Annotated in this window: 18 protein-coding genes and 1 pseudogene; 7 read left to right on the top strand and 12 right to left on the bottom strand. The window is 70.1% G+C overall.

Going from position 1 to position 18,824, the window contains the following annotated elements:
* Position 1: 1 nt before the first annotated feature.
* Positions 2-463: a hypothetical protein gene (locus tag LR393_RS23435; protein ID WP_231486307.1), complete on the bottom strand. Its 462-nt coding sequence runs from the start codon at positions 461-463 to the stop codon at positions 2-4.
* 228 nt (positions 464-691) lie between these two features.
* Between LR393_RS23435 and LR393_RS23440 the strand changes: the two genes are divergently transcribed.
* Entirely contained in the window at positions 692-1,426 is a 735-nt protein-coding gene (locus LR393_RS23440; RefSeq protein ID WP_231486308.1) for an O-methyltransferase, read from the top strand.
* Positions 1,427-1,635: 209 nt separating this feature from the next.
* Positions 1,636-2,703 (top strand): hypothetical protein, encoded by a 1,068-nt coding sequence (locus LR393_RS23445; RefSeq protein WP_231486309.1) that lies wholly within the window; start codon positions 1,636-1,638, stop codon positions 2,701-2,703.
* A 21-nt stretch (positions 2,704-2,724) separates the two neighbouring features.
* On the opposite strand, the gene LR393_RS23450 is transcribed toward LR393_RS23445, so the two are convergent.
* The 4 genes and pseudogenes from LR393_RS23450 to LR393_RS23460 form a co-directional block, all read right to left on the bottom strand.
* The gene (locus tag LR393_RS23450; protein WP_231486310.1) at positions 2,725-3,426 is read right to left on the bottom strand and encodes a helix-turn-helix transcriptional regulator; all 702 of its coding nucleotides are present in this window, start codon (positions 3,424-3,426) and stop codon (positions 2,725-2,727) included.
* A gap of 41 nt (positions 3,427-3,467) precedes the next feature.
* Positions 3,468-3,866 carry a nuclear transport factor 2 family protein gene (locus tag LR393_RS37135; protein ID WP_345718648.1) on the bottom strand — a complete coding sequence of 133 codons (399 nt, stop codon included), beginning with the start codon at positions 3,864-3,866 and terminating at the stop codon, positions 3,468-3,470.
* A 345-nt stretch (positions 3,867-4,211) separates the two neighbouring features.
* Positions 4,212-4,481, bottom strand: a pseudogene (locus LR393_RS37140) (MarR family transcriptional regulator); the annotation flags it as partial.
* A gap of 209 nt (positions 4,482-4,690) precedes the next feature.
* Positions 4,691-5,032: a WDGH domain-containing protein gene (locus tag LR393_RS23460; protein ID WP_231486312.1), complete on the bottom strand. Its 342-nt coding sequence runs from the start codon at positions 5,030-5,032 to the stop codon at positions 4,691-4,693.
* Positions 5,033-5,166: 134 nt separating this feature from the next.
* On the opposite strand from LR393_RS23460, the gene LR393_RS23465 reads away from it, so the two are divergent.
* On the top strand, positions 5,167-5,730 hold the full coding sequence (locus tag LR393_RS23465) for a GrpB family protein (RefSeq protein ID WP_231486313.1): 564 nt from the start codon (positions 5,167-5,169) through the stop codon (positions 5,728-5,730).
* A gap of 69 nt (positions 5,731-5,799) precedes the next feature.
* Here LR393_RS23465 and LR393_RS23470 read toward each other — a convergent pair whose 3' ends face one another.
* Both LR393_RS23470 and LR393_RS23475 read right to left on the bottom strand, forming a co-directional pair.
* Entirely contained in the window at positions 5,800-7,659 is a 1,860-nt protein-coding gene (locus LR393_RS23470) for a rhamnogalacturonan lyase (RefSeq protein ID WP_231486314.1), read from the bottom strand.
* Between the two features lie 419 nt (positions 7,660-8,078).
* A complete protein-coding gene (locus tag LR393_RS23475) occupies positions 8,079-8,813 on the bottom strand; it encodes a phospholipase A2 (protein WP_231486315.1) in 735 nt (244 codons plus the stop codon).
* A gap of 343 nt (positions 8,814-9,156) precedes the next feature.
* On the opposite strand from LR393_RS23475, the gene LR393_RS23480 reads away from it, so the two are divergent.
* Positions 9,157-10,653, top strand: coding sequence for a M1 family metallopeptidase (locus LR393_RS23480; RefSeq protein ID WP_231486316.1), 1,497 nt, complete (start codon positions 9,157-9,159; stop codon positions 10,651-10,653).
* A 70-nt stretch (positions 10,654-10,723) separates the two neighbouring features.
* On the opposite strand, the gene LR393_RS23485 is transcribed toward LR393_RS23480, so the two are convergent.
* Positions 10,724-11,878 (bottom strand): iron-containing alcohol dehydrogenase, encoded by a 1,155-nt coding sequence (locus LR393_RS23485; protein ID WP_231486317.1) that lies wholly within the window; start codon positions 11,876-11,878, stop codon positions 10,724-10,726.
* 192 nt (positions 11,879-12,070) lie between these two features.
* Entirely contained in the window at positions 12,071-12,637 is a 567-nt protein-coding gene (locus LR393_RS23490; protein WP_231486318.1) for a TetR/AcrR family transcriptional regulator, read from the bottom strand.
* A 110-nt stretch (positions 12,638-12,747) separates the two neighbouring features.
* On the opposite strand from LR393_RS23490, the gene LR393_RS23495 reads away from it, so the two are divergent.
* Together LR393_RS23495 and LR393_RS23500 are read left to right on the top strand one after the other, a co-directional pair.
* The gene (locus tag LR393_RS23495; RefSeq protein ID WP_231486319.1) at positions 12,748-13,596 is read left to right on the top strand and encodes an alpha/beta fold hydrolase; all 849 of its coding nucleotides are present in this window, start codon (positions 12,748-12,750) and stop codon (positions 13,594-13,596) included.
* Between the two features lie 80 nt (positions 13,597-13,676).
* Positions 13,677-13,958, top strand: coding sequence for a hypothetical protein (locus LR393_RS23500; protein ID WP_231486320.1), 282 nt, complete (start codon positions 13,677-13,679; stop codon positions 13,956-13,958).
* Positions 13,959-14,229: 271 nt separating this feature from the next.
* Here LR393_RS23500 and LR393_RS23505 read toward each other — a convergent pair whose 3' ends face one another.
* Complete coding sequence (locus LR393_RS23505) at positions 14,230-14,742, bottom strand: GNAT family N-acetyltransferase (protein WP_231486321.1); 513 nt, start codon at positions 14,740-14,742, stop codon at positions 14,230-14,232.
* A gap of 111 nt (positions 14,743-14,853) precedes the next feature.
* Positions 14,854-15,420, bottom strand: coding sequence for a helix-turn-helix domain-containing protein (locus LR393_RS23510; protein WP_231486322.1), 567 nt, complete (start codon positions 15,418-15,420; stop codon positions 14,854-14,856).
* Between the two features lie 56 nt (positions 15,421-15,476).
* Here LR393_RS23510 and LR393_RS23515 point away from each other — a divergent pair, with 56 nt between their 5' ends.
* A complete protein-coding gene (locus LR393_RS23515) occupies positions 15,477-16,412 on the top strand; it encodes a serine/threonine dehydratase (protein ID WP_231486323.1) in 936 nt (311 codons plus the stop codon).
* A 13-nt stretch (positions 16,413-16,425) separates the two neighbouring features.
* On the opposite strand, the gene LR393_RS23520 is transcribed toward LR393_RS23515, so the two are convergent.
* Entirely contained in the window at positions 16,426-18,786 is a 2,361-nt protein-coding gene (locus LR393_RS23520) for a putative bifunctional diguanylate cyclase/phosphodiesterase (protein ID WP_231486324.1), read from the bottom strand.
* Positions 18,787-18,824: the final 38 nt, after the last annotated feature.

The following is an 18,824-nucleotide window of genomic DNA, read 5'->3' on the forward strand; positions in this document are numbered from 1 at the left end:
CTCAGCGCCGGCGCGCCACCGTCAGCGACACCAGGTACTGACCGCCGCCGGCGTCCACGCTGCCCGTGACCGGCAGGCCGGGGGCCAGGCGGGAGAAACGGTCCTGCAGCCATGCGGCGGTTCTGGAGGCCTCGGCCTCGTCGGGGCAGCGGGCCACGATCTCGCGGCCACCCTTGCGGTGCAGGCGCTCGGCGACCGCGATCAGCGGGGCCGGCTCGATGATCAGCGGGCCCTCGGGCCAGGGGATCACCGGCGTGTTCGCACCCTTCTTGCTGTTGCAGGCGCGGTGGGCGAGGCGCTCGGCCCCGGCGAAGTCCCGGCCGACCTTGGCCCGCGGCTTGGCCGTGCGGGCGTCGACACTGGGCCCCCGGTCGTCGTTCACCGAGGCATTCGGATCCACCGGCTCGTCACACACCCAGCAGCGCCAGCCGTCCTGGTCGCCGACGTCCTCGAGTTGACTCATGAACCGGACCCTAGCGGTCGGGCGGCCTTCACCGTTCCGGCGGATACCGCGACGCCACCCGGGGTGTTAGCTCGTACCGGCACCCGGCTGAAGTTCCGGCGGGCCCGGAAATTCTTCCCTGTTACCCCGAAACCCTTTGTACGCTGTGGATTCCCGACCCCACCGGCGCTCGCGAGATCCCCTGTCTCCTGGCGAAACCCCCCAACCGGACCGATCCAGGAGCATTTCGTGACAGCTGACGCCTACGAGAGCGACCTCCCGCGCCCGGGCGGTCTGCCCCAGCGCGCCCGGCGGGCCGCGGCCACCGTGCTGGGACGGCGCCGGCCGATGGTCGACGCCGGGATCGAGGAGTACGCGCAGACGCACTCCAGCCCCCAGTCCCCCGCGCTGGCCGCGGTCGCCGCCGACACCCGGCGTCTCAGTGACCGCCCGTTCATGATGTCCGACGCCCCGCAGGCTCACCTGCTGGCCACCCTGGTCCATCTCGGGCGGGCCCGGAACGTGCTGGAGATCGGCACCTTCACCGGCTACTCGGCCCTGGCGATGGCCTCGGCCCTGCCGGAGGGCGGCCGGATCACCACCTGCGAGATCGACACCGGCAACGCCGCGATCGCCGCGGGCCACTTCGCCGCCTCACCGCACGCCGACCGCATCGACCTGCGCGTCGGCCCGGCCCTGCCGACCGTGCGAAACCTGCCCGGCCCGTTCGACCTGGTCTTCATCGACGCCGACAAAACCGGCTACGTCCGCTACTTCGAGGCGGTCCTGCCGAAACTCAGCCCGCACGGCGTGATCGCCGTGGACAACACGCTGCACAGCGGCCTGGTCCCGCAGGATCCGGAGGAACGCGTGATGGTGCGCGCCCTGCACGAGTTCAACACCCTGCTGCGGCACGACCGCCGGGTCGAGCAGGTGATGCTGACCGTCCGCGACGGCATCACCCTGATCCGGCTGACGTCGTAGGGCCCGGGCCGGCCTGATCGGGGAACGGGAGCACCGGCTCTACACCGAACGGCACCTTGACGCCCTCGCGGCGTGTGTGGGAATGGCGCATTAGCCTGCCGGAGTGGTTACCCGGTCCTGAGCATCTGAGCCCCTCCCGGTCGTGAAATGCCCCCGGCCCCGGCCGAGAGACGTCGTGCAAGCACAGCGGCTCTCGGGGATAGGGACGGATGACGACCACCACGGTGCGTTATGCACTGATCAGCGTGATGGTGACCATGGGCCTGCTGGTCGGCACGGCCGCGACCGGATCGGCCGCCGCCCGCGCGGCGGTGACCTTCGGGGTGGGCAGAACCTCGGCGTCCGCGCCGACGGCACCGTCGTGCCTCAGTGGCGCCGACACCTGTGCCAGCAGCGACCCCGACGTCGCGCTGGCCTGGTCCAGCGCCGTCAGCACGGCCGGCTGCCGTTTCCGCCTGACCATCGCCTGGGGTGACGGGAAGGCACCGCAGACCGTGAACCTGTCCGGGGCCGCGGCCGGAAAGGTCTGGCCGGTCACGCACACCTACCCGGGCCGGGTGTCGGCCCGGCGCCCGTACCGGATCAGCGCCCTGGCCACGGTGGTCAGCGACGCCCAGGCCCGTGGCTGCAGCATCGAGTCGGCCGCCACCACGTTCACCCTGCTGTGCACGGACCAGCAGCTCAGCGGCGCTTCCTGGAACCCGCGCTTCCCCGGCGGCAACCGTGACGTCACCGCCCTCAACGACACGTTCCGGCCCGGCGTCGAGGCGTTCATCGACGCCATGACCGACGCCGGCATCACCGTCTCGCCGCAGTCGACGATGCGCTCGCCGCAGCGCTCGTACCTGATGCACTTCAGCTACCTGGTCAGCAAGCAGCAGATCGCACCCCAGGACGTACCGGCCTACGTACCGGTGGCGGGCGAGAAGGCGGCCCGGGTCTGCTGGCTGCACCGCACCGCGAGCGGACAGCCCGACACCGCCACCTCGGTCCGGGCCGCCGCCGGCCTGCTCAGCGCCCTCGGCGTCGACTCCACGCTGCGCACGGCCCCGGCCCTGCACAGCCGCCACAACACCGGAGACGCCATCGACATGCGAACCCAGTGGCCGGCGTCCACCCTCAAGATCAAGAGGGCCGACGGCACCACGGTGAAGATCACGACCCGGCCTCAGGACGGCACGAACGCCCAGCTGATCGCCGTGGGAGCCACCTACGGCGTGCGCCACTTCAGCCCGGCCACCGTCGACCGCAACCACTGGTCGAGCGACGGGCACTGAGGCTCAGGGCCGGACGGGGATTCAGGCGAGGCGCCGCGTCGGCCACCGCGCGAGGTCGGCCTCCAGAAGGGCCGGGTCGCGGGGCGGCGCGACCTCGCCGAGGATCTCCAGGCGGGTGATCCGCTCGATGCGGAAGCCGCGGATCGCCTCCCGCAGGCGGCACCAGCCGGCGAGCAGCCAGGCGTCACCCGCGCGCAGAAGCCCCATCGTCTCGACGTCGCGGACGGTGGGGGTGCTGTCCTCGTCCTCACCGAGGTAGGTGATCCGCACGACGCGCCGGGCGGCGATCGCGTCGGAGAGCATCCCCAGCGGCACAGCGCCGTCCGCCGGGGTGACGGCGTCGACGACCTGCATCATCCCGAGCATCTCCTGCACGGGTGCGCGGTGTTCCTCGTCCATGACGGCGGCGATCTTGGCGCAGGCGCGGCGGGCCGCCCCTTGGAACGGCGACGACTCCAGCAGCGCGAGCCCGGCGAGCACCGCCAGCGACTCGGCGGCGGACAGGTTCAGCGGAGGCAGCGAGTACTCCCGCAGGATCGAGTAACCGCCCGCCGCCCCATGATCCGCGTAGAGGGGCACCCCGGCCGCCTGGAGCGACCCGATGTCACGTTCGATGGTGCGCGAGGACACGCCGAACTCGGCGGCGAGCCGGGCGGCGGACCACGGCCGACCTGCTCCGCGGAGCAGGTCGACGAGGGCGTACTGCCGCTCGGCTCGCTTCATACCTCAAGTCTGGCAGAGACAAACACGTGCGGTGTCGGCCGTCAGCTCCGCATGCTCCGCTGCCCGCCGACCGACCAGACCCGCCGGATCCGGCCGTCCTCGGCGAAGTCGAACACGTCGACACCACCCGCGCGGTGACCGCCCGCCTCGACGTCCCACAGCAGCCGGCCGTGGTCCCCGTCGATCGCATCGGCGACACCCGTGAAGACCACGCCCGGGTTCTGCGCGTGCCACCAGCCGAGATACCGCGCGAAGTCGTCGGCGGTGCGGATGTCGTCGGCGGGGGTCGACCCGTCGGGCTCGGTCACGGCGAAGTGGATGCGGAAGTCGTCGGCGCAGATCTGCCGGGCGATGTCGCCGTCGGTGTTCCACATCGTCAGCCACTCATCGAGCGAGTGCCGGGCGGTGGAGCTGGTCAGGGTGTTCACGTTCTCGGTCATGCCCCCACTCTGAGACGCCGACGCGACAACAGTATGTCGGTGTTCCTGAACGAGCCCGCGGTCACTACCTAGGACAGGCCCAGGGCCGGCTGCGGGAGGCGGGCCTGCTCGGCGTCCACCACCCGCTGCCGGGCCGCGCCAGGGTGTGCCGGTGACCGGCGCGTCACCGCGCACCGCCCGGGCGATGGAACTCTCGAGCTTGAGCAGAAGATCGGCCAGGAGAGCGATCTCGTCCTCGTCCCAGTCCGCGCTGAACAACGTCCACCGCTGGTGGCCGCGCTCGTTCAGCGCGGCCACCTTCTTCTCCCCCTCCGGCGACACCTGGAGGAAGCGCGAGCGCCGATCGCCGGGATCGGTCTGGGCCTCCAGATCCCCGGCCGCCGTCAGGGCCTGGACCTGCTGGGTGATCGCGGCCCGGGAGAGACCGAGATACTCGGCCAGGTCTTTCGGCCGCACCTTCCCGACCCGCCGGACCGCCTCCAGAAGCACGAGATCACGGGCACCGGGCCGTTTCCGGCTCGCCCTCCCGACGTTGCCGGTTACCCGGACGAGCACCTCGGTCATCCGGGCCACCTCCTGCCGGCGTCGCTCGGCTTCCTCGGGCATGCCCTCCATCCAGACCCGTTGATTAAGTAAATCAATTAGTTGGCGAGGAGATGATGAGGACGGCGACCATGACAGCCGGCCACCGTCGCTGTCGTGATCCTGCGATCCCCCAGCCTATGGCCGGGATGTGCCCTATACCGGACAACGTCATGATGACGTGCTCGTTGCAGTCGTCCTGATCCGGCGTCTCACGGCGCAGATCTGAGACCCGCCGAACGTCAGGATCCGCCGTTCTCCAGGAGCGCACGCATCCGGCGGGCAACATCGGCGACGTTGTGCCCGTCCCACTCGGGCGCGGTCCCGGCCTCGGGCACGCCGGCGAACAATGACCAGTTCGCGGTTCGGTAGTGGTTGCTGACCTGCCCGGTGGGCAGCTGCGCCACGACGATGAACCAGCCGCCCCCGAAGCAGGGTTCACCGTCGTAGTGCTTCCAGGAGCGGACGACGGGATACCCGGCCGCCAGCCAGGCCCGGACGGCGTGGGCGTGGTAGAGCAACCTGAACTCGTACAGCTCGTCGAAGGTGTGGAACCCGTCGGAGATGCTGCCGGTGCCGGTCATCGTCTGCTCCCGTCGTGTGAGACCCGCTTGAGCTGGAGTCTGGCCGGAGATAAGCTGGCAAGCTTGTCATCTCACCGGACCCGGCGTGGCGGCGGCAAGGGCCGACCACGTCGCACAGCGGGGAGAACGTACCGATGACGAACAGCAGCAAGCCGCACCGGCCGGACGTCACGACGGTCGAGATCATCGGAGGCCCTGAGGCGCTCAAACTCGAGCTGCACAGCTACGAGGCCCGGTGGGCGCAGGGCTACCAGGAGCACCGGCGGCGGATCCTCGATGCGCTGACGACGGTGGACGTCGACGTCGAGCACATCGGGTCCACGTCGGTCCCCGGCCTGGCCGCCAAGCCAATCATCGACATCGTCGTGGCGGTGCCCGACATCACCGCCGAGGAGGACTACCTCCCGTCCCTCCTGACCGCCGGTTACGAACTACGGGTGCGTGAGCCGGGGCATCGGCTGGTGCGCAGCCTGACTCGTGACGTTCACGTGCACGTGTACGAACGAGGCGACGCCGCGGTGCACGAGTACCTGCTGCTGCGTGACCATCTGCGCACCGATGCAGCCGACCGCGCCGTGTACGAGAGTGTCAAGAGGGACCTGCTCAGCCGGCGGTGGGACGACTCGAACGACTACGCCGACGCGAAGACCGAGGTGATCCTCGCGATCAAAGCGCGCGCCCGGGCCGCCCGCCCATAAACCCGCCATCCATCCGTGGGGAAGATCCGTGCGGACAGGCCGCACGGATCTTCCCCGGTCCGGCTGGTTTCAGCTGCCCAGGGCGAAGCTGGGGTGGGGCGGCTGGTTGTAGGCGGTGTTCTGCCAGGCCACGGCCTCGCGGTACATCCGGTCCAGCATCAGGGACACGTGGGAGATGCTGGTCGTGTCGGTGGTGGAGAAGATCCGCAGAGCCGTGCCGGCCGTGGTCGGCCAGATCACTTCCTCACGCCAGTCGCCGAGGATGTCGGCCTGCAGGGCCGGTACGGCCTTGGTGCCGTTGATCGAGGTGACGCCGTCGGCGGTCAGCAGGCGGGTGTCGGCGCTGGTGCCGTACTTGTCGATGTGATTGCTGTCCAGCAGTTCCCGCTGGGCGTCGCCGTCCCACCAGATGACGAAGTTGGTGCTGGAGGGCTTGCGGCCGATGTTCGTGCCGCTGGTGTTGTACAGGCCGCTGACGCCGGACGACCAGGACTCGGCGCCCGCGCTGCCCGCGTAGATGTCGTCGGAGACCCCACGGCCGTTGTCACACCCGCACGAGGCGTTCGACCAGAGGATCGCCCCGGTGCGGGCATCGGCCATCCAGGCCGCGAGTTTCGAGGTGTCCTCGTCCACCTTGAACACCTCCAGCCCGGCGCGCGAGGGGATCAGGTCGCCCACGTGGTAGGCGTCGCCGTGGCCCTGGCCGTTGACCCACAGGCCCGACCCGTTGTCGTCGACGGCCATGGCCCCGTAGAGGATCTCGTCCTTGCCGTCCGCATCCACGTCGGCGATCGAGAGCTGGTGGTTGCCCTGCCCGGTCCAGGCCGGGCCGTTGGTGGAGGAACTGCTGTCGAAGGTCCACTTCCGGGTCAGTACCCCGCCCCGGAAGTCCCAGGCCGCGATGACGCTGCGGGTGTAGTAGCCGCGGGCCATCACGATGCTGGGGTAGGAACCGTTGAGGTAGGCCGTGCCGGCCAGGAACCGGTCGACGCGGTTGCCGTACGAGTCGCCCCACGACGACACGGTCCCCCGGGCCGGCACGTAGTCGGCCGTGGCCAGGGCTTTTCCGGTCTGGCCGCTGAACACGGTGAGGAACTCGGGGCCGCTCAGGATGTAGCCGGAGCTGTTGCGGTAGTCGGCGCCGGAGCTGCCGATCACCACCCCGGTGCCGTCCTTGGTGGCGTCGGCGGTCTTCATCGCCACCTCGGCCTTGCCGTCACCGTCGTAGTCGAACACCTGGAACTGCGTGTAATGCGCTCCGGCACGGATGTTCCGGCCCATGTCGATGCGCCACAGCCGGGTGCCGTTCAGTTCGTAGGCGTCGATGAGGACGTTGCCGGTGTAACCGCTCTGGGAGTTGTCCTTGGCGTTGGACGGGTCCCACTTCAGCACGATCTCGTAGGCACCGTCACCGTCCAGGTCACCGACGGACGCGTCCCCGGGGGCGTAGGTGTACGCCACCCCGTCGGGTGTGGTCCCGCCGGCGGGTTTGCTGAGCGGCACGTCCATGGACGAGGCGGCCAGCGCGGTCGCCGAGGCCCCGGGTGCGGTCGCGAGCGTTGGGACGCCGTCACTCACGGCCCGCACGGTGTAGGAAGCCCCGGCGGGCGCATCGGCGTCGGTGAAGTTGGTGCCGGCGGTGACGGGCTGGTCGTTGACCTTGACCGAACCCCGGTAGACGTCGAAGGCCGCACCGGCCGGGTCGGACGGGAGCAGGCGCCAGGACAGGAAGTTGTTCTCCCCGGAGCGAAGCACCACCAAACCCCGGTCGAGTTTATCCCCGGATGCCTCAGCTGCGGCGGAAGGATCTGCCGCGGTGCGGTTCTGAACGGTCTCGGCGTGGGCCGAGCGGGTGCCCAGCCCGATGATCAGGACAGTCAGGACGAGGATCAGCAGGCGTTGCTGACGCAGCGATGTGGACGGACTCATGACAGGCTCCCACGTGGTCAGGGGAACGGGCCCGGAATCCGCGGCCGGTGCCGGACGGCGCGGAACGACCCGCTCGCTGTGAGATCGGAACGATCTCACTGTCACGAGCGCCCCGTCGTTCCGTCAACGACGGGGCGCCCGGCGTGAGACTGCCGGAATCGGCCAGCGGACGCGGGTCGTGCGGGGGGCGGCTCCGGTCACCGATTCCGGGCCCGAGAACCACTGTCGGGAAAATAGTTTCCCGGTTCCTCGACCTGCCGAAGTATCACGTCGCGGGAAGGGCCCGATACGGGTCTCGTTCACGGATGACACTCGTGGACGCAGCTTTCGAGGCTACCCCTGACAGGCGGCGGTGACAATGACGGATCGCCCCGTCCATCTCCGCACTTCGGCCTGGAAAGTATTTTCCCGGCCATCATTCAGTCGTCGTCGCCGAAGGCGGTGACGGCTGCGTAGTAGACCACGGCGATCGACCGGCAGGTGGCCCGCAGCGGGTTGAGGGATCCGTAGGCGTAGTTGCAGTTGGTGTACAGGTCCTGCTTGAAGGCCGCGTCGCAGGCGGCCTTGTGATCACCGGGTACCTCGTAGCACATGTCGTGCGTGGCGCACGGCCCGCGGAAGTCGGCGCTGGCCCAGGAGTCCGGCGAGCTGGTGCAGTAGTCGTGGAGGCTGCCCAGTTCCGGGTTGTACACGTAGCCGGCCGGCACCGACACGAAGGCGGCGGCCCGGAGAAGGCTCGGGGGCGCGACGTCGGTGGTGGCCCCGACCGGTGCGTAGTCCGAGAAGATGACGGTCGCGGGTACCGCGTCCCCCTCGTCCACCGTGACCGTCTGGATCAGGTCAGTGCCGTCGATGCGGTAGGTCGTCGGCAGGAACGAACCGTCCTGCGCCACCGTGTAGGGCTCGTCGTAGGCGCCCACCACGGTCCCGTCGGCGTCCTCCACCACCACCCCGTCGGAGAACTCGCCGCCCTCGGCGACATTCGCGTCCAGCGGACGCAGGCGTCCACCATCGGGAACCTCGGCGGCGAACTGGAACGAATACGTCCCGGGCTCGGTGATCTGCTCGGGCGTGAGCGCCGTGGTGGCGACGGACGACACCACGGTGATCGATTCCGTCGCCGCATTCGCGGAGGCCGGGGACCAGGCCGTCACCGCCACCCCGATGATCCCGCCGAGTAAGCCCAACCTGATACGCGCCGCTGCCTTCATGGCCTGGTCACACTCCTGATTATTAGTGAATGCGTTGCGGTGAAAGACTTTCCGAAAACCAGAACCACGTTCTTCGGTAACCGGAGTGAATTTAACCGGTGACATCAATAGGCGTCAACAAATAGTCGGCCGGCTCGTGACCGGTTCTGCGAAAGGATCGGAAATTACCCGCAGGTCTCGGCCACGACGTCGCCGGGAGAGGCATACGTTGCAGTGCATGATGAGTTCCCGCTTGCGATTCCCTGTCGCCGCAACGGCGACTGTCTGTCTCGGTTTCCTGGCCACCGTGGGTGCCTCCGGTGCCGGCGCGGCCACCGTCGGCCGGCAACCCGCGTTCGACCCCCGTCCCGGGAGCGCCGGCATCGGCGACCGGCTGTACCCGACGCTCGGCAACGGGGGTTACGACGCGCGTCACTACGACCTGAGCGTGAGATACGCGAGCAGTGATCCGGCGTCCGGCATCGACGGCACAGTCACCCTGAAGGCCAAGGCCACGCAGGATCTTTCGAGCTTCGACCTGGATTTCAGTGGGGACGCGGTCGGTGGCGTCACGGTCGACGGCAAGCCCGCGACGTTCAGCCGGGTGGGCGAGGAACTGGTGATCACCCCGGCCCGGGCGCTGTACCGCGGGGAGACCTTCCGGGTGACCGTCAGCCACTTCACCGCCAGGCCGACGGTGGCGAACCCGGACCAGCTGCTGTCCACGGTCTTCTTCATCACCCCGGACGGCTCGGCGACGTCGGGGCAGCCGAACGCGATGCACGCGGTGTACCCGTCCAACGACCATCCCCGCGACAAGGCCTCGTTCACCATCGAGATGAACGTGCCGACCGGTGAGACGGCCGTGGCCAACGGGGTTCTGAAGAGCACGAAGTCCACCGGCGACGGGCGCACCACCTGGACCTACGAGCAGCGCCAGCCGATGGCCACCGAGCTGACGCAGCTGGCGGCCGGGAAGTTCACCGTCATCGACCAGGGAGACGTGAACGGGGTCCCGGTGCGCGACGTGGTCCCGACCCGCTTGGTGGACGAGTACCGGTCCAGGCTCGCTGTCTCCAGGAGCCAGATCACCTGGATGCAGAAGCAGGTCCGGAAGTATCCGTTCGACCTGTACGGATCGCTGGTGGTGGACACCGAACTGGGCTTCGCGCTGGAGACTCAGACCCTGTCTCTCTACGACACCCCGTGGTGGACATACCCGCAGTCGGTGTGGGAGCCGGTGATGACACACGAACTGGCGCACCAGTGGTTCGGGGACGACGTGGCTCCCTGGGAGTGGAGCGACGTCTGGCTGAACGAGGGCCACGCCACCTGGTATGAGCTGCTGTACGCCGCGGACCGGGGCATGCTGCCCGGTTCTTTCGACGACACGATGAAGGGTCTCTACCGCGACGCGAACTCCGAGCGGGCCGAGAACGGGCCGGTGGCCCAGCCCCTCAGCGGTGACGTCTACGACGTGTTCAACAGCAATGTCTACGGCGGTGGCGCCCTGGTGCTGTACGCGCTGCGGCAGAAGATCGGCACGCCCGACTTCGTGAAGCTGGAGCGGGCCTGGACGAAGAAGTACTCCGGCGAGAGCGCGTCCACGGCCGACTTCATCGCCCTGGCCTCGAAGGTGTCGGGCCAGGATCTGAGCGTGTTCCTGCAGGACTGGCTGTACGGCACCACGGTGCCGCCGATGCCTGGTCACCCGGACTGGGTCGCTGCGGACCCCGGGACCAGCATCACGCAGAAGTCGCTGCCGGACGGCATCACTCAGCTGGGCCGGGCGGCCCGTCGCTGACCTGCTGACCTGCTGACCTGCTGACGCGCCGACGGACGCCGGGTTCCGGGCCCGGCGTCCGTCGCACGGTTCAGCGGGAGGCGAGCACCGCCGTCGTGAACTCCTCGCGGGTCAGCGGCAGCGGGTTGGCCTTCGTCGACGACGCGGCCAGCGCCCCCTCGACGAGTTCGTCCACATCGGCGTCCCGCAGGCCCAGTTCGGTCAGGCCGGGAACACCCAGATCACGGACGAGGGCACCCAGCGCGGCGACGGCCTGCTCGGCGCCGGCCTGCGGGTCGCCCGTGACCAGGGGGCCGAGAGCATCGAGACGGCCCTGCGCCACCGGGTCGGGAGCGCGACGCAACGCCGCCAGGTCGGCCTCGAGCACCGCCGGCAGGAACGCCGCGCACAGGGCTCCGTGCGGGGCGCCGAGCATGCCACCGGCCACCCCGGCCAGACCGTGCACCGCGCCCAGACCGGCGTTGGCCAGGCACACTCCACCCAGGAGGGAGGCCAGCGCCAGGTCCGCGCGCACCTCCGGGTCGTCGGTGCCCTCGGCGGCGGCACGTGGCAAGGCCCGCAGTGACGCGGCCAGGCCCTGCCGGGCCAGGGCATCGGTGACCGGGTTGGCCCGGCGCGAGATCAGCGGCTCGATCAGCTGCACCAGCGCGTCCAGCCCGCCGTGCACCAGAGGATCACGCGGCAGGCCCTGCAACAGGTCCGGATCGACGACCGCGGCCAGCGCCAGCAGGGCCGGCGACCGCAGGCTCACCTTCACCCGCCCGGCCGTGAGCACCGCGTTGCGGGTGACCTCCGAGCCGGTACCGGCCGTGGTCGGTACCGCCACCCACGGCAGCACCGGCCCGGACAGCGCCTGACCACGGCCGACCACCTCCAGGTGGTCGAGCGGGTCGCCGTTGCCGACCAGGGCCGCCACCGCCTTGGCGGTGTCCAGGACCGAACCGCCACCCACACCCAGCACCGCGGAGACACCCGCGCGACGGGCCGTGCCCACCGCGTCCCCCACCGCGTCCACTGTCGGCTCACCCACGACCCGGACCGTCGTGACCGTGACCCCCGCCTTCTCCAGGCGCTCGCGCAGCGGCGCCGCGTGCCGGTCGCCCGACCCGGTGACCAGCAGCACACCGCCCTCACCGGCGGCCCGGGCCACCACGTCGGCGGCCTCGGCGGCCCGTCCCGCGCCGAAGCGCACGTCTCCGGGCAGCGTGAGCGCGAAGGGCTTCACCGCTGCGCCCCGACGACGAAAGCTACGGAGCAGGGCACGAAAAGGTTCTCGGACATGCCAGCACGCTACCGGTGGGACCTTCGTCCCCCGCGACCGTGCCCCCAACCTCGTTCGTCCCCTCATCCTTGTTCGTGATCATGCAAAGTTTCCCCGGGGAGACTTTGCATGATCACGAACAAGGATGAGGGAGGTTCACCGGGCCAGCTGTGAGAGCAGACGCTCGGTGCCCTCGTGCAGCGACCGGACCGCGACCTCGGGCTGCTCGGTGTACCCGGCGACCATCGCGCCGTCGCGCATCATCACGAACTGGCGACCCGCGATCTCGGCCTCACCGGGCGAGATCTGCCCGATGATCGCCATCACGGTGTCCAGGAACCACGCCCGGTGCTCGGAAACGACCTGACGTACGGGATGTTCCGGGTCGGGGTACTCGGCGGCGGCGTTGATGAACGGGCAGCCCCGGAACCCGGGCCGGCAGATGCCGTCACCGATGCCGTGGGCGATGGCCCGCAGGGAGTCGGCCGGAGACAGGGCCCGATCCGTCAGACCGGCCAGGCCGGTCCGGAGCTTCTGGTCCTCGGCCCGCAGGTAGGCGACCACCAGGTCGTCCTTGCTCGGGAAGTGGCGGTAGAACGTGGCCCGCGTGACCTGACCCTCGCTGACCAGGCGGTCGATGCCGACCCGCCCGATGCCCTCGGAGTAGAAGAGGCCGGCGGCGGTGCGCAGGAGGCGCTCACGGGGTTCGGACACGACTGGCATGTCGCCCACTTTACTAGACAGAACGATCGTTCTTGACAGTTGCCACCTGCATGGTCCAAGCTCGAACCATCAAAGAGAACGACCGATCTCTCTACCCAGGAGTCCTCATCATGGCCAGCACCCGACGCATCACCTTCGCCGTCACCGCAGCCCTGGCCGCCGGCGCAGCGATCGCCGTCCCCGCCGTCTCGTACGCCGCGACCTCCGACCACCGCACCACCCCGGTCGTGGCGAGCGCGCCGGTCACGAAGAGCGTGCCCTCCGGGCAGAAGCCCACCGTCGTCCTGGTGCACGGCGCCTGGGCCGACTCCGGCAGCTGGTCGTCCGTGATCCAGCGTCTGCGCAAGGACGGCTACCCCGTCCGCGCCGCCGGCAACCCGCTGCGCGGCATCGCGGAGGATGCCGCCTCGGTGCGCAGTCTCGTGGACAGCATCGACGGCCCGGTCGTGCTGGTCGGGCACTCCTACGGCGGCGCCGTGATCAGCGCGGCGGCGGCCGGTGACGACAAGGTGAAGTCACTCGTCTACCTGACCGCGTTCGCCCCCGAGAAGGGCGAGAGCGTGGGCGATCTGGCCGGCCGCAAGGTGGCCAACCCGATTCCCGTGGCGCCCACGGTCCCGGTGCCGACCAGTGACGGGGGCACCGACCTCTACCTCGACCCGGCCGGTTTCCGCAGCGTGTTCGCCGCCGACGTGCCGAAGCGCGCCGCCGCCGTCCTGGCCGCCACCCAGCGACCGATCGCGGCCGCGGCGTTCGGTGAGAAGGCCACGGCCGCAGCCTGGAGCACCATTCCTTCCTGGTACCTGGTGGCCACGAAGGACCAGGCCATCGCCCCCGAGACCCAGCGGTTCATGGCCCGGCGCGCCGGTTCCACGATCAGCCAGGTCAGCTCCTCGCACGCGGTGATGGTCAGCCACCCGGCCAAGGTCACCCAGGTGATCGAGGCCGCAGCCCGCTGACCCGACCGGCCGGGTGGGGGACGACATCCCCACCCGGCCGTCTCGTCCTTCCATCCTCCCCCGGCGGAGTTGGCGCCATCATGAGCCGGGTGAAAAGTGAATCGAGTGCGTGGCACTTCGGCGACCGGTACTACAGCGTGGTGATGGCGAGCGATGTCGGAGATCGGGACGGCATCGGCCTGGAGCTGGAAGATGTGGCCCCTGCCCCTGGCCGAGGGCTGGTGATGGAGGTCTTCCGCGACGACGACTCCGGCATGTCGACCCTGAGGTGTTTCACGAGCGATCCCTTGCCTCTGGAGCTGGTCGAACGCTTCCTCGCACAGGCGCAGGAGTCACTCACGCACATCGCTCCGTCGAACTGATACCCGGTGATCTCACAGTGCGGACACAACGCCCTCAACTGCTGAGATCGTCTCGCGAGGACCTTCCGGGTGAGTGCTGTCAGGGCCCCGGCCATGACCGCCCGGGTGTTTTCGTCCGTGATCAGGCCGTCCTCGCCGATCATCCCGGCGGAGACCGGGCCGGGAGAGAGGTGGGATTCACGGTGGGCCTGCGAGATATGACGGCAATGCGACGACGCCGAGTTGTTCGATCGGCGGCGGAGGCTGCCCGAGAGCAGCCGGATGTCGGGCATCAGTTCTTGTCGTTCTGATCCGCTGCTTCCAGCACGAAGCGCTCGAAGTCTCCGTCCGGACCGGCGTGCTTGAACCCGGTGCGGGTCAGCACGCCCTGGGAGGATTGGTTGGAGCCCAGAGCGCGGGCCACGATCTGGTCGACGCCCGCCTGGGTGAAGGCCCAGCGGACGAGTGCGGCGAGCGCCTCCGAGGCGTAACCCGCACCGCGGGCGGCTTCTGCGAGGCCGAAGCCGACCTCGACCGTGCCGTCGGCGGGCGGCCGGTGGAAGCCCATCTCACCGATCACCAGTCCGTCTGCCGTGCGCACGAGGTGGTACATGCCGAACCCGAACCGCAGGTCGCCGGGGCCGCGGCGCCCGAACCCGGTGGCGGCGTTCTTGCTGCCGGGCAACGGGTATCCGGGGATCCAGTCGGGTGCGGCGGCGTGCGGGTCGAGCAGCTCGGCCACCTGGGCCGGGGTCAGCTCGCGCAGGCTCAGGCGGGCCGTGGTGAGCTGGTGGGTTGTCGGCAAGTCGGTGGTCCTCAGCGCGTCAGAGTATGAAAGGCGCCCGACCCTACTCCTGGAACGGGTTGTGCCGGCTGGCTTCACGGCCGCCGGTCGAGCCCGTTCAGCGTGACTACCTCAGGCCGGCGTCGGAGAGGCCATGAGCATGACGATCTCGACGGGCTCGTCGGTGCTGCGGTAGAGGTGGGCCTGGTCACCGGCGAAGCTGAGCAGGTCGCCGGGGCCGAGCATCGCCGGATCGGCGGCGGGGCCGGCGGTGACGGTGCCGCTGCCCACCATGAGGATCTCCGTGGTGCCGGGTGCGTGGGCGACGCCGTCGACCTGGGTGTGCGGGGGTAGGCGCAGGCGCCACATCTCGACGCTGTTGCCTCCCCCGACGCGCCGAAGCAGTTCCCGGGCCGGGCCCTCGTCGGGCATGGGAGTGCCCCGCAGCAGGAGGGGCCCGGGGTCGGTGCCGCGGGTCAGCAGGTCGGTCAGCGGGATTCTCAGCGCGACGGCCAGGGCGTCGAGGGTGTCGACCGTGGGATTGGCCTGGCCGGCCTCCAGCGCGGAGACCGTCGCCTTGCTGAGACCGGCCTGCCGGGCGAGTTCGGCCGCGCTGAGCCCCCGTTGCGTGCGGCGCAGCCGGATCTGGGCCGCGATCGCCGCCGCCAGCGACCCACTCTCGTTTGATATACTAGCCATAAGTTCAATATATCGAACGCTAGGGCCGGTGTCCGGCCAGGACGTGAGGACGGGCCATGGAAGCGATCGACCAGGCAGACGTGATCCCGGGGCGGGCGGAACTGGCTGCGGCGATGGAGCGCCTGGCCGGGAAGGTCCGGCGCACCCCCACGCTGGATCTGCCCGCCGGTGACCTCTCCCCCGTACCCGTGACGCTCAAGCTCGAGATGCTGCAGCACACGGGTTCTTTCAAGGCGCGCGGGGCGCTGAACGCCGTCCTCACCGCCCCGGCCGGAACCCGCTCCATCTGCGCGGCCTCCGGCGGCAACCACGGCGCCGCCGTCGCCTGGGCCGCGGCCCGGGCCGGACTGCCGGCGCACGTGTTCGTTCCCGCGACCGTCCCGGCCGCCAAGGCCGCCCTCATCGAGGGGTACGGCGCAACGCTGCACCGCATCGACGGTTTCTACGCCGACGCGCTGGCTGCCAGCCATGCCCATGCCCAGGAGCACGGCGCCCATCACGTGGACGCCTACGATGCCCCCGCTGTCGTGGCCGGGCAGAGCACACTGGGCCAGGAGCTGACCGAGCAGATCGAGCCGGGCCGCCCGGTGCTGGTCGGCTGCGGCGGGGGTGGGCTCTTCTCAGGCGTCAGTCTGGCCCTCGAGGGCCGAAACCCCGTCGTGGCGGTCGAACCCGCCGCCGCGCCCACGCTGACCCGGACGCTGGAGGCCGGGCAGGTCGTCGACGTGGATGTCAGCGGCGTCGCGGTGGACAGCCTCGGCGCGCGCCGCGCCGGGGATATTGCCGCCGCCGTCGCCCAGCGACTCGGCTCCACCACGCTCCTCGTTCCCGACGAGGCGATTATACAGACGCAGCTTTATCTTTGGAGCAACCTGCGCCTCGCTGTGGAGCCCGGCGGGGCAACCGCACTGGCCGCCGTCCTCAGCGGGGAGTCGCTGGGCAGGCATCCGGTCGTCGTGCTCTCCGGGGCGAACGGACCGGCCCTGCGCTGAACCGGCCGTCACGTCAGTGTGCGCCCTCGTCGGCGTGCACCAGCATCTGGTTGCTCACCCAGGCGTGCAGCTCAAGGGCCGGCAGGGGCGGGCTGTACACGTAGCCCTGCACCTCGTCACAGCCCAGTTCGCGCAGAAGTCTCAGCGTGCCGGACTGTTCCGCACCCTCGGCGACGATCCGCAGGCCGAGCTGGTGGGCCAGCTGCACCGTGCCCGAGACGATGGCGCGCACCCGCACGTCGTGCTGGATGCGGGAGACGAAGGCCCGGTCGATCTTCAGCTCGGTGGCGGGCAGGTCGCTGAGGTAGGCCAGGGAGGAGTAGCCCGTGCCGTAGTCGTCGATGCTGAGCCCGAAACCGGCGTCCACGATGACCGCGCACATCCGCAGCGAGTGTTCCGGATCTTTCATCAGGGTGGTCTCGGTGACCTCGAACGTGACGGCGGACGGGTCGATACCGGCGCTCACGATTTCCTGCAGCACCTTCGGGAACACCGGGTCGGCCAGGCAACTGGTGGACAGGTTGACCGAGACCCGCATCGGGCCCAGGCCGGTGCGCTCCCAGAGGGCGGCGTCGCGCAGGGCGCTCCAGACCACGAACTGGGTCAGCTCCCGCATCCGGCCGTGGCGTTCGACCAGGTCCAGGAACGAGACCGGGGCCAGGAGGCCGCGCACGGGATGCTGCCAGCGCACCAGCGCCTCGACCCCGGCGACCCGGCCGGTGCTCATCGAGACCTGGGGCTGGTAGAAGACCTCGAACGGCAGGTCGTCCACCCGGCCACTGCCGTCGAACGCCGCGAGCAGGTCCTGGGTCAGCTGGTTCTGGTCGCGGCGCTGGGCGTCGAGTTCCCGGTCGTAGACGCTGACCTGGACACCGGTGGTCTTGGCCACGTACATGGCGGCGTCGGCCCGGCGGAACAGCTCATTGTCGTCGAGGTTTCCGTGCTCGGCGCCGAATGCCTGGTCGTGGCGGGCCACCCCGATGCTCAGGCCGACTGCGGCCGGCGTGCCGGAGTCGTTACGGGTGGTCCGGGCCGCCTGCACCGACTCGACCAGCCTCCAGGCCACCCCGACCGCGTCCGCACCGGTGGTGTGCGGCAGCAGCACGGCGAACTCGTCGCCTCCCAGCCGCGCCACCAGACCACCCGGAGGGGTCGCCTGTCGCAGGTGCCCGGCCGTCGCGGTCAGTACCTCGTCACCGACGGCGTGGCCGAAACTGTCGTTGATGTCCTTGAAGTCGTCCAGGTCGATGATGAGCAGCGACGTGACCCCGCCCCGGCGCACCCCGTCGGCCAGCTCCCGGGTGAACGCACGCCGGTTGGCCAGGCCGGTCAGGTCGTCGGTCAGGGCTTCCTGGCGGCGCACCGCGAGACTGGCCAGATCGCGGATCAGGTGCAGCCCCCGGGTGCTGGCCCCGAGGATCGACAGCCCGGCCAGCACCACGGCCGTCGTCGTCAGGCCGGGGTCCAGGCGCGTGCTGAGCAGGAGCACGGCCACCCCGCTCATCAGTACCACCAGCGCGCCCAGCGTGGCCTCGTGGGTGGTGGCCGGCTGCGGTTCCACCGGACGCTGCGGGGCCAGCGAACAGAGCGCCAGCACACCGAGCATCACCACCCAGCCGATGGTGAACGAGTACTGCTGACCGGTCAGGAGCGAACGGGTCAGCCCGTCGGCCAGCAGACCGGTCGAGGGGGCCAGCACGGTGCCGGCCAGGGCCAGGGTGCCCGAGGCCAGGCCCGCCCAGGCCCGCGGATCGCCGAAGGCCGACCCCAGCTGGGCCACCGAGGCGGTGGTTCCGAGCAGGACGAAGGCGGCGCCCAGACAGAGCAGGTGCAGTTGCACGGCTGCCCACGGACCGGGCTGGTCCTGCCCGTACAACCAGATCAGCGCGAGGTTTCCCAGGGCCGCCACGGCGAGGGTGGCGCTCAGTCCGTTGAGTACGTCACCCGGGTCGGCGGTGATGGTCCGGGTGCGGTTCCACAGGATCAGGCCCTGGTAGATCAGGAAGCAGGACGCCAGCACCCCGGCCGGGAACACGTACGGCCCGCTCCGGTCGGTGCCCGTCATCACGCGCGCCACCAGGTCGGCGACCGCGGCCACGGTCATGACCATGCCCGCCGCGCTGAACCACGACCAGATCCGGTGCCCGCCCAGATGCCGCCGGGAGGTCCGCACCACCATCACGGCGGTGAAGGCGGCCAGCACCGCGGCCCGGGCACTGGCGCCGGCCTGCGACCACGACTCCGGCGCCAGGACCACCGCAGCGACCACCCCGGCCACCGCCACCGCCGACCACAACGGCACCGACAGCAGTCCACGCGTCCACACGCCGCGTAGCCGTGCCCGGGACCGGGCGTCGTTCGCTACCTGCACCATGGACGGCCACTTCTTCCCACGAATGTCACCGAGGGGTG

The sequence above is a fragment of the Kineosporia mesophila genome (assembly GCF_021129235.1).
GTDB lineage: Bacteria > Actinomycetota > Actinomycetes > Actinomycetales > Kineosporiaceae > Kineosporia > Kineosporia mesophila.

What these genes read in the sequence shown, in the direction of transcription:
- LR393_RS23435 (WP_231486307.1), bottom strand. Translation starts at nt 463, where the DNA reads ATGAGTCAACTCGAGGACGTCGGCGACCAGGACGGCTGGCGCTGCTGG.
- LR393_RS23445 (WP_231486309.1), top strand. Translation starts at nt 1,636, where the DNA reads ATGACGACCACCACGGTGCGTTATGCACTGATCAGCGTGATGGTGACC.
- LR393_RS23450 (WP_231486310.1), bottom strand. Translation starts at nt 3,426, where the DNA reads ATGAAGCGAGCCGAGCGGCAGTACGCCCTCGTCGACCTGCTCCGCGGA.
- LR393_RS37135 (WP_345718648.1), bottom strand. Translation starts at nt 3,866, where the DNA reads ATGACCGAGAACGTGAACACCCTGACCAGCTCCACCGCCCGGCACTCG.
- LR393_RS23460 (WP_231486312.1), bottom strand. Translation starts at nt 5,032, where the DNA reads ATGACCGGCACCGGCAGCATCTCCGACGGGTTCCACACCTTCGACGAG.
- LR393_RS23465 (WP_231486313.1), top strand. Translation starts at nt 5,167, where the DNA reads ATGACGAACAGCAGCAAGCCGCACCGGCCGGACGTCACGACGGTCGAG.
- LR393_RS23470 (WP_231486314.1), bottom strand. Translation starts at nt 7,659, where the DNA reads ATGAGTCCGTCCACATCGCTGCGTCAGCAACGCCTGCTGATCCTCGTC.
- LR393_RS23490 (WP_231486318.1), bottom strand. Translation starts at nt 12,637, where the DNA reads ATGCCAGTCGTGTCCGAACCCCGTGAGCGCCTCCTGCGCACCGCCGCC.
- LR393_RS23495 (WP_231486319.1), top strand. Translation starts at nt 12,748, where the DNA reads ATGGCCAGCACCCGACGCATCACCTTCGCCGTCACCGCAGCCCTGGCC.
- LR393_RS23500 (WP_231486320.1), top strand. Translation starts at nt 13,677, where the DNA reads ATGAGCCGGGTGAAAAGTGAATCGAGTGCGTGGCACTTCGGCGACCGG.
- LR393_RS23510 (WP_231486322.1), bottom strand. Translation starts at nt 15,420, where the DNA reads ATGGCTAGTATATCAAACGAGAGTGGGTCGCTGGCGGCGGCGATCGCG.
- LR393_RS23515 (WP_231486323.1), top strand. Translation starts at nt 15,477, where the DNA reads ATGGAAGCGATCGACCAGGCAGACGTGATCCCGGGGCGGGCGGAACTG.
- LR393_RS23520 (WP_231486324.1), bottom strand. Translation starts at nt 18,786, where the DNA reads ATGGTGCAGGTAGCGAACGACGCCCGGTCCCGGGCACGGCTACGCGGC.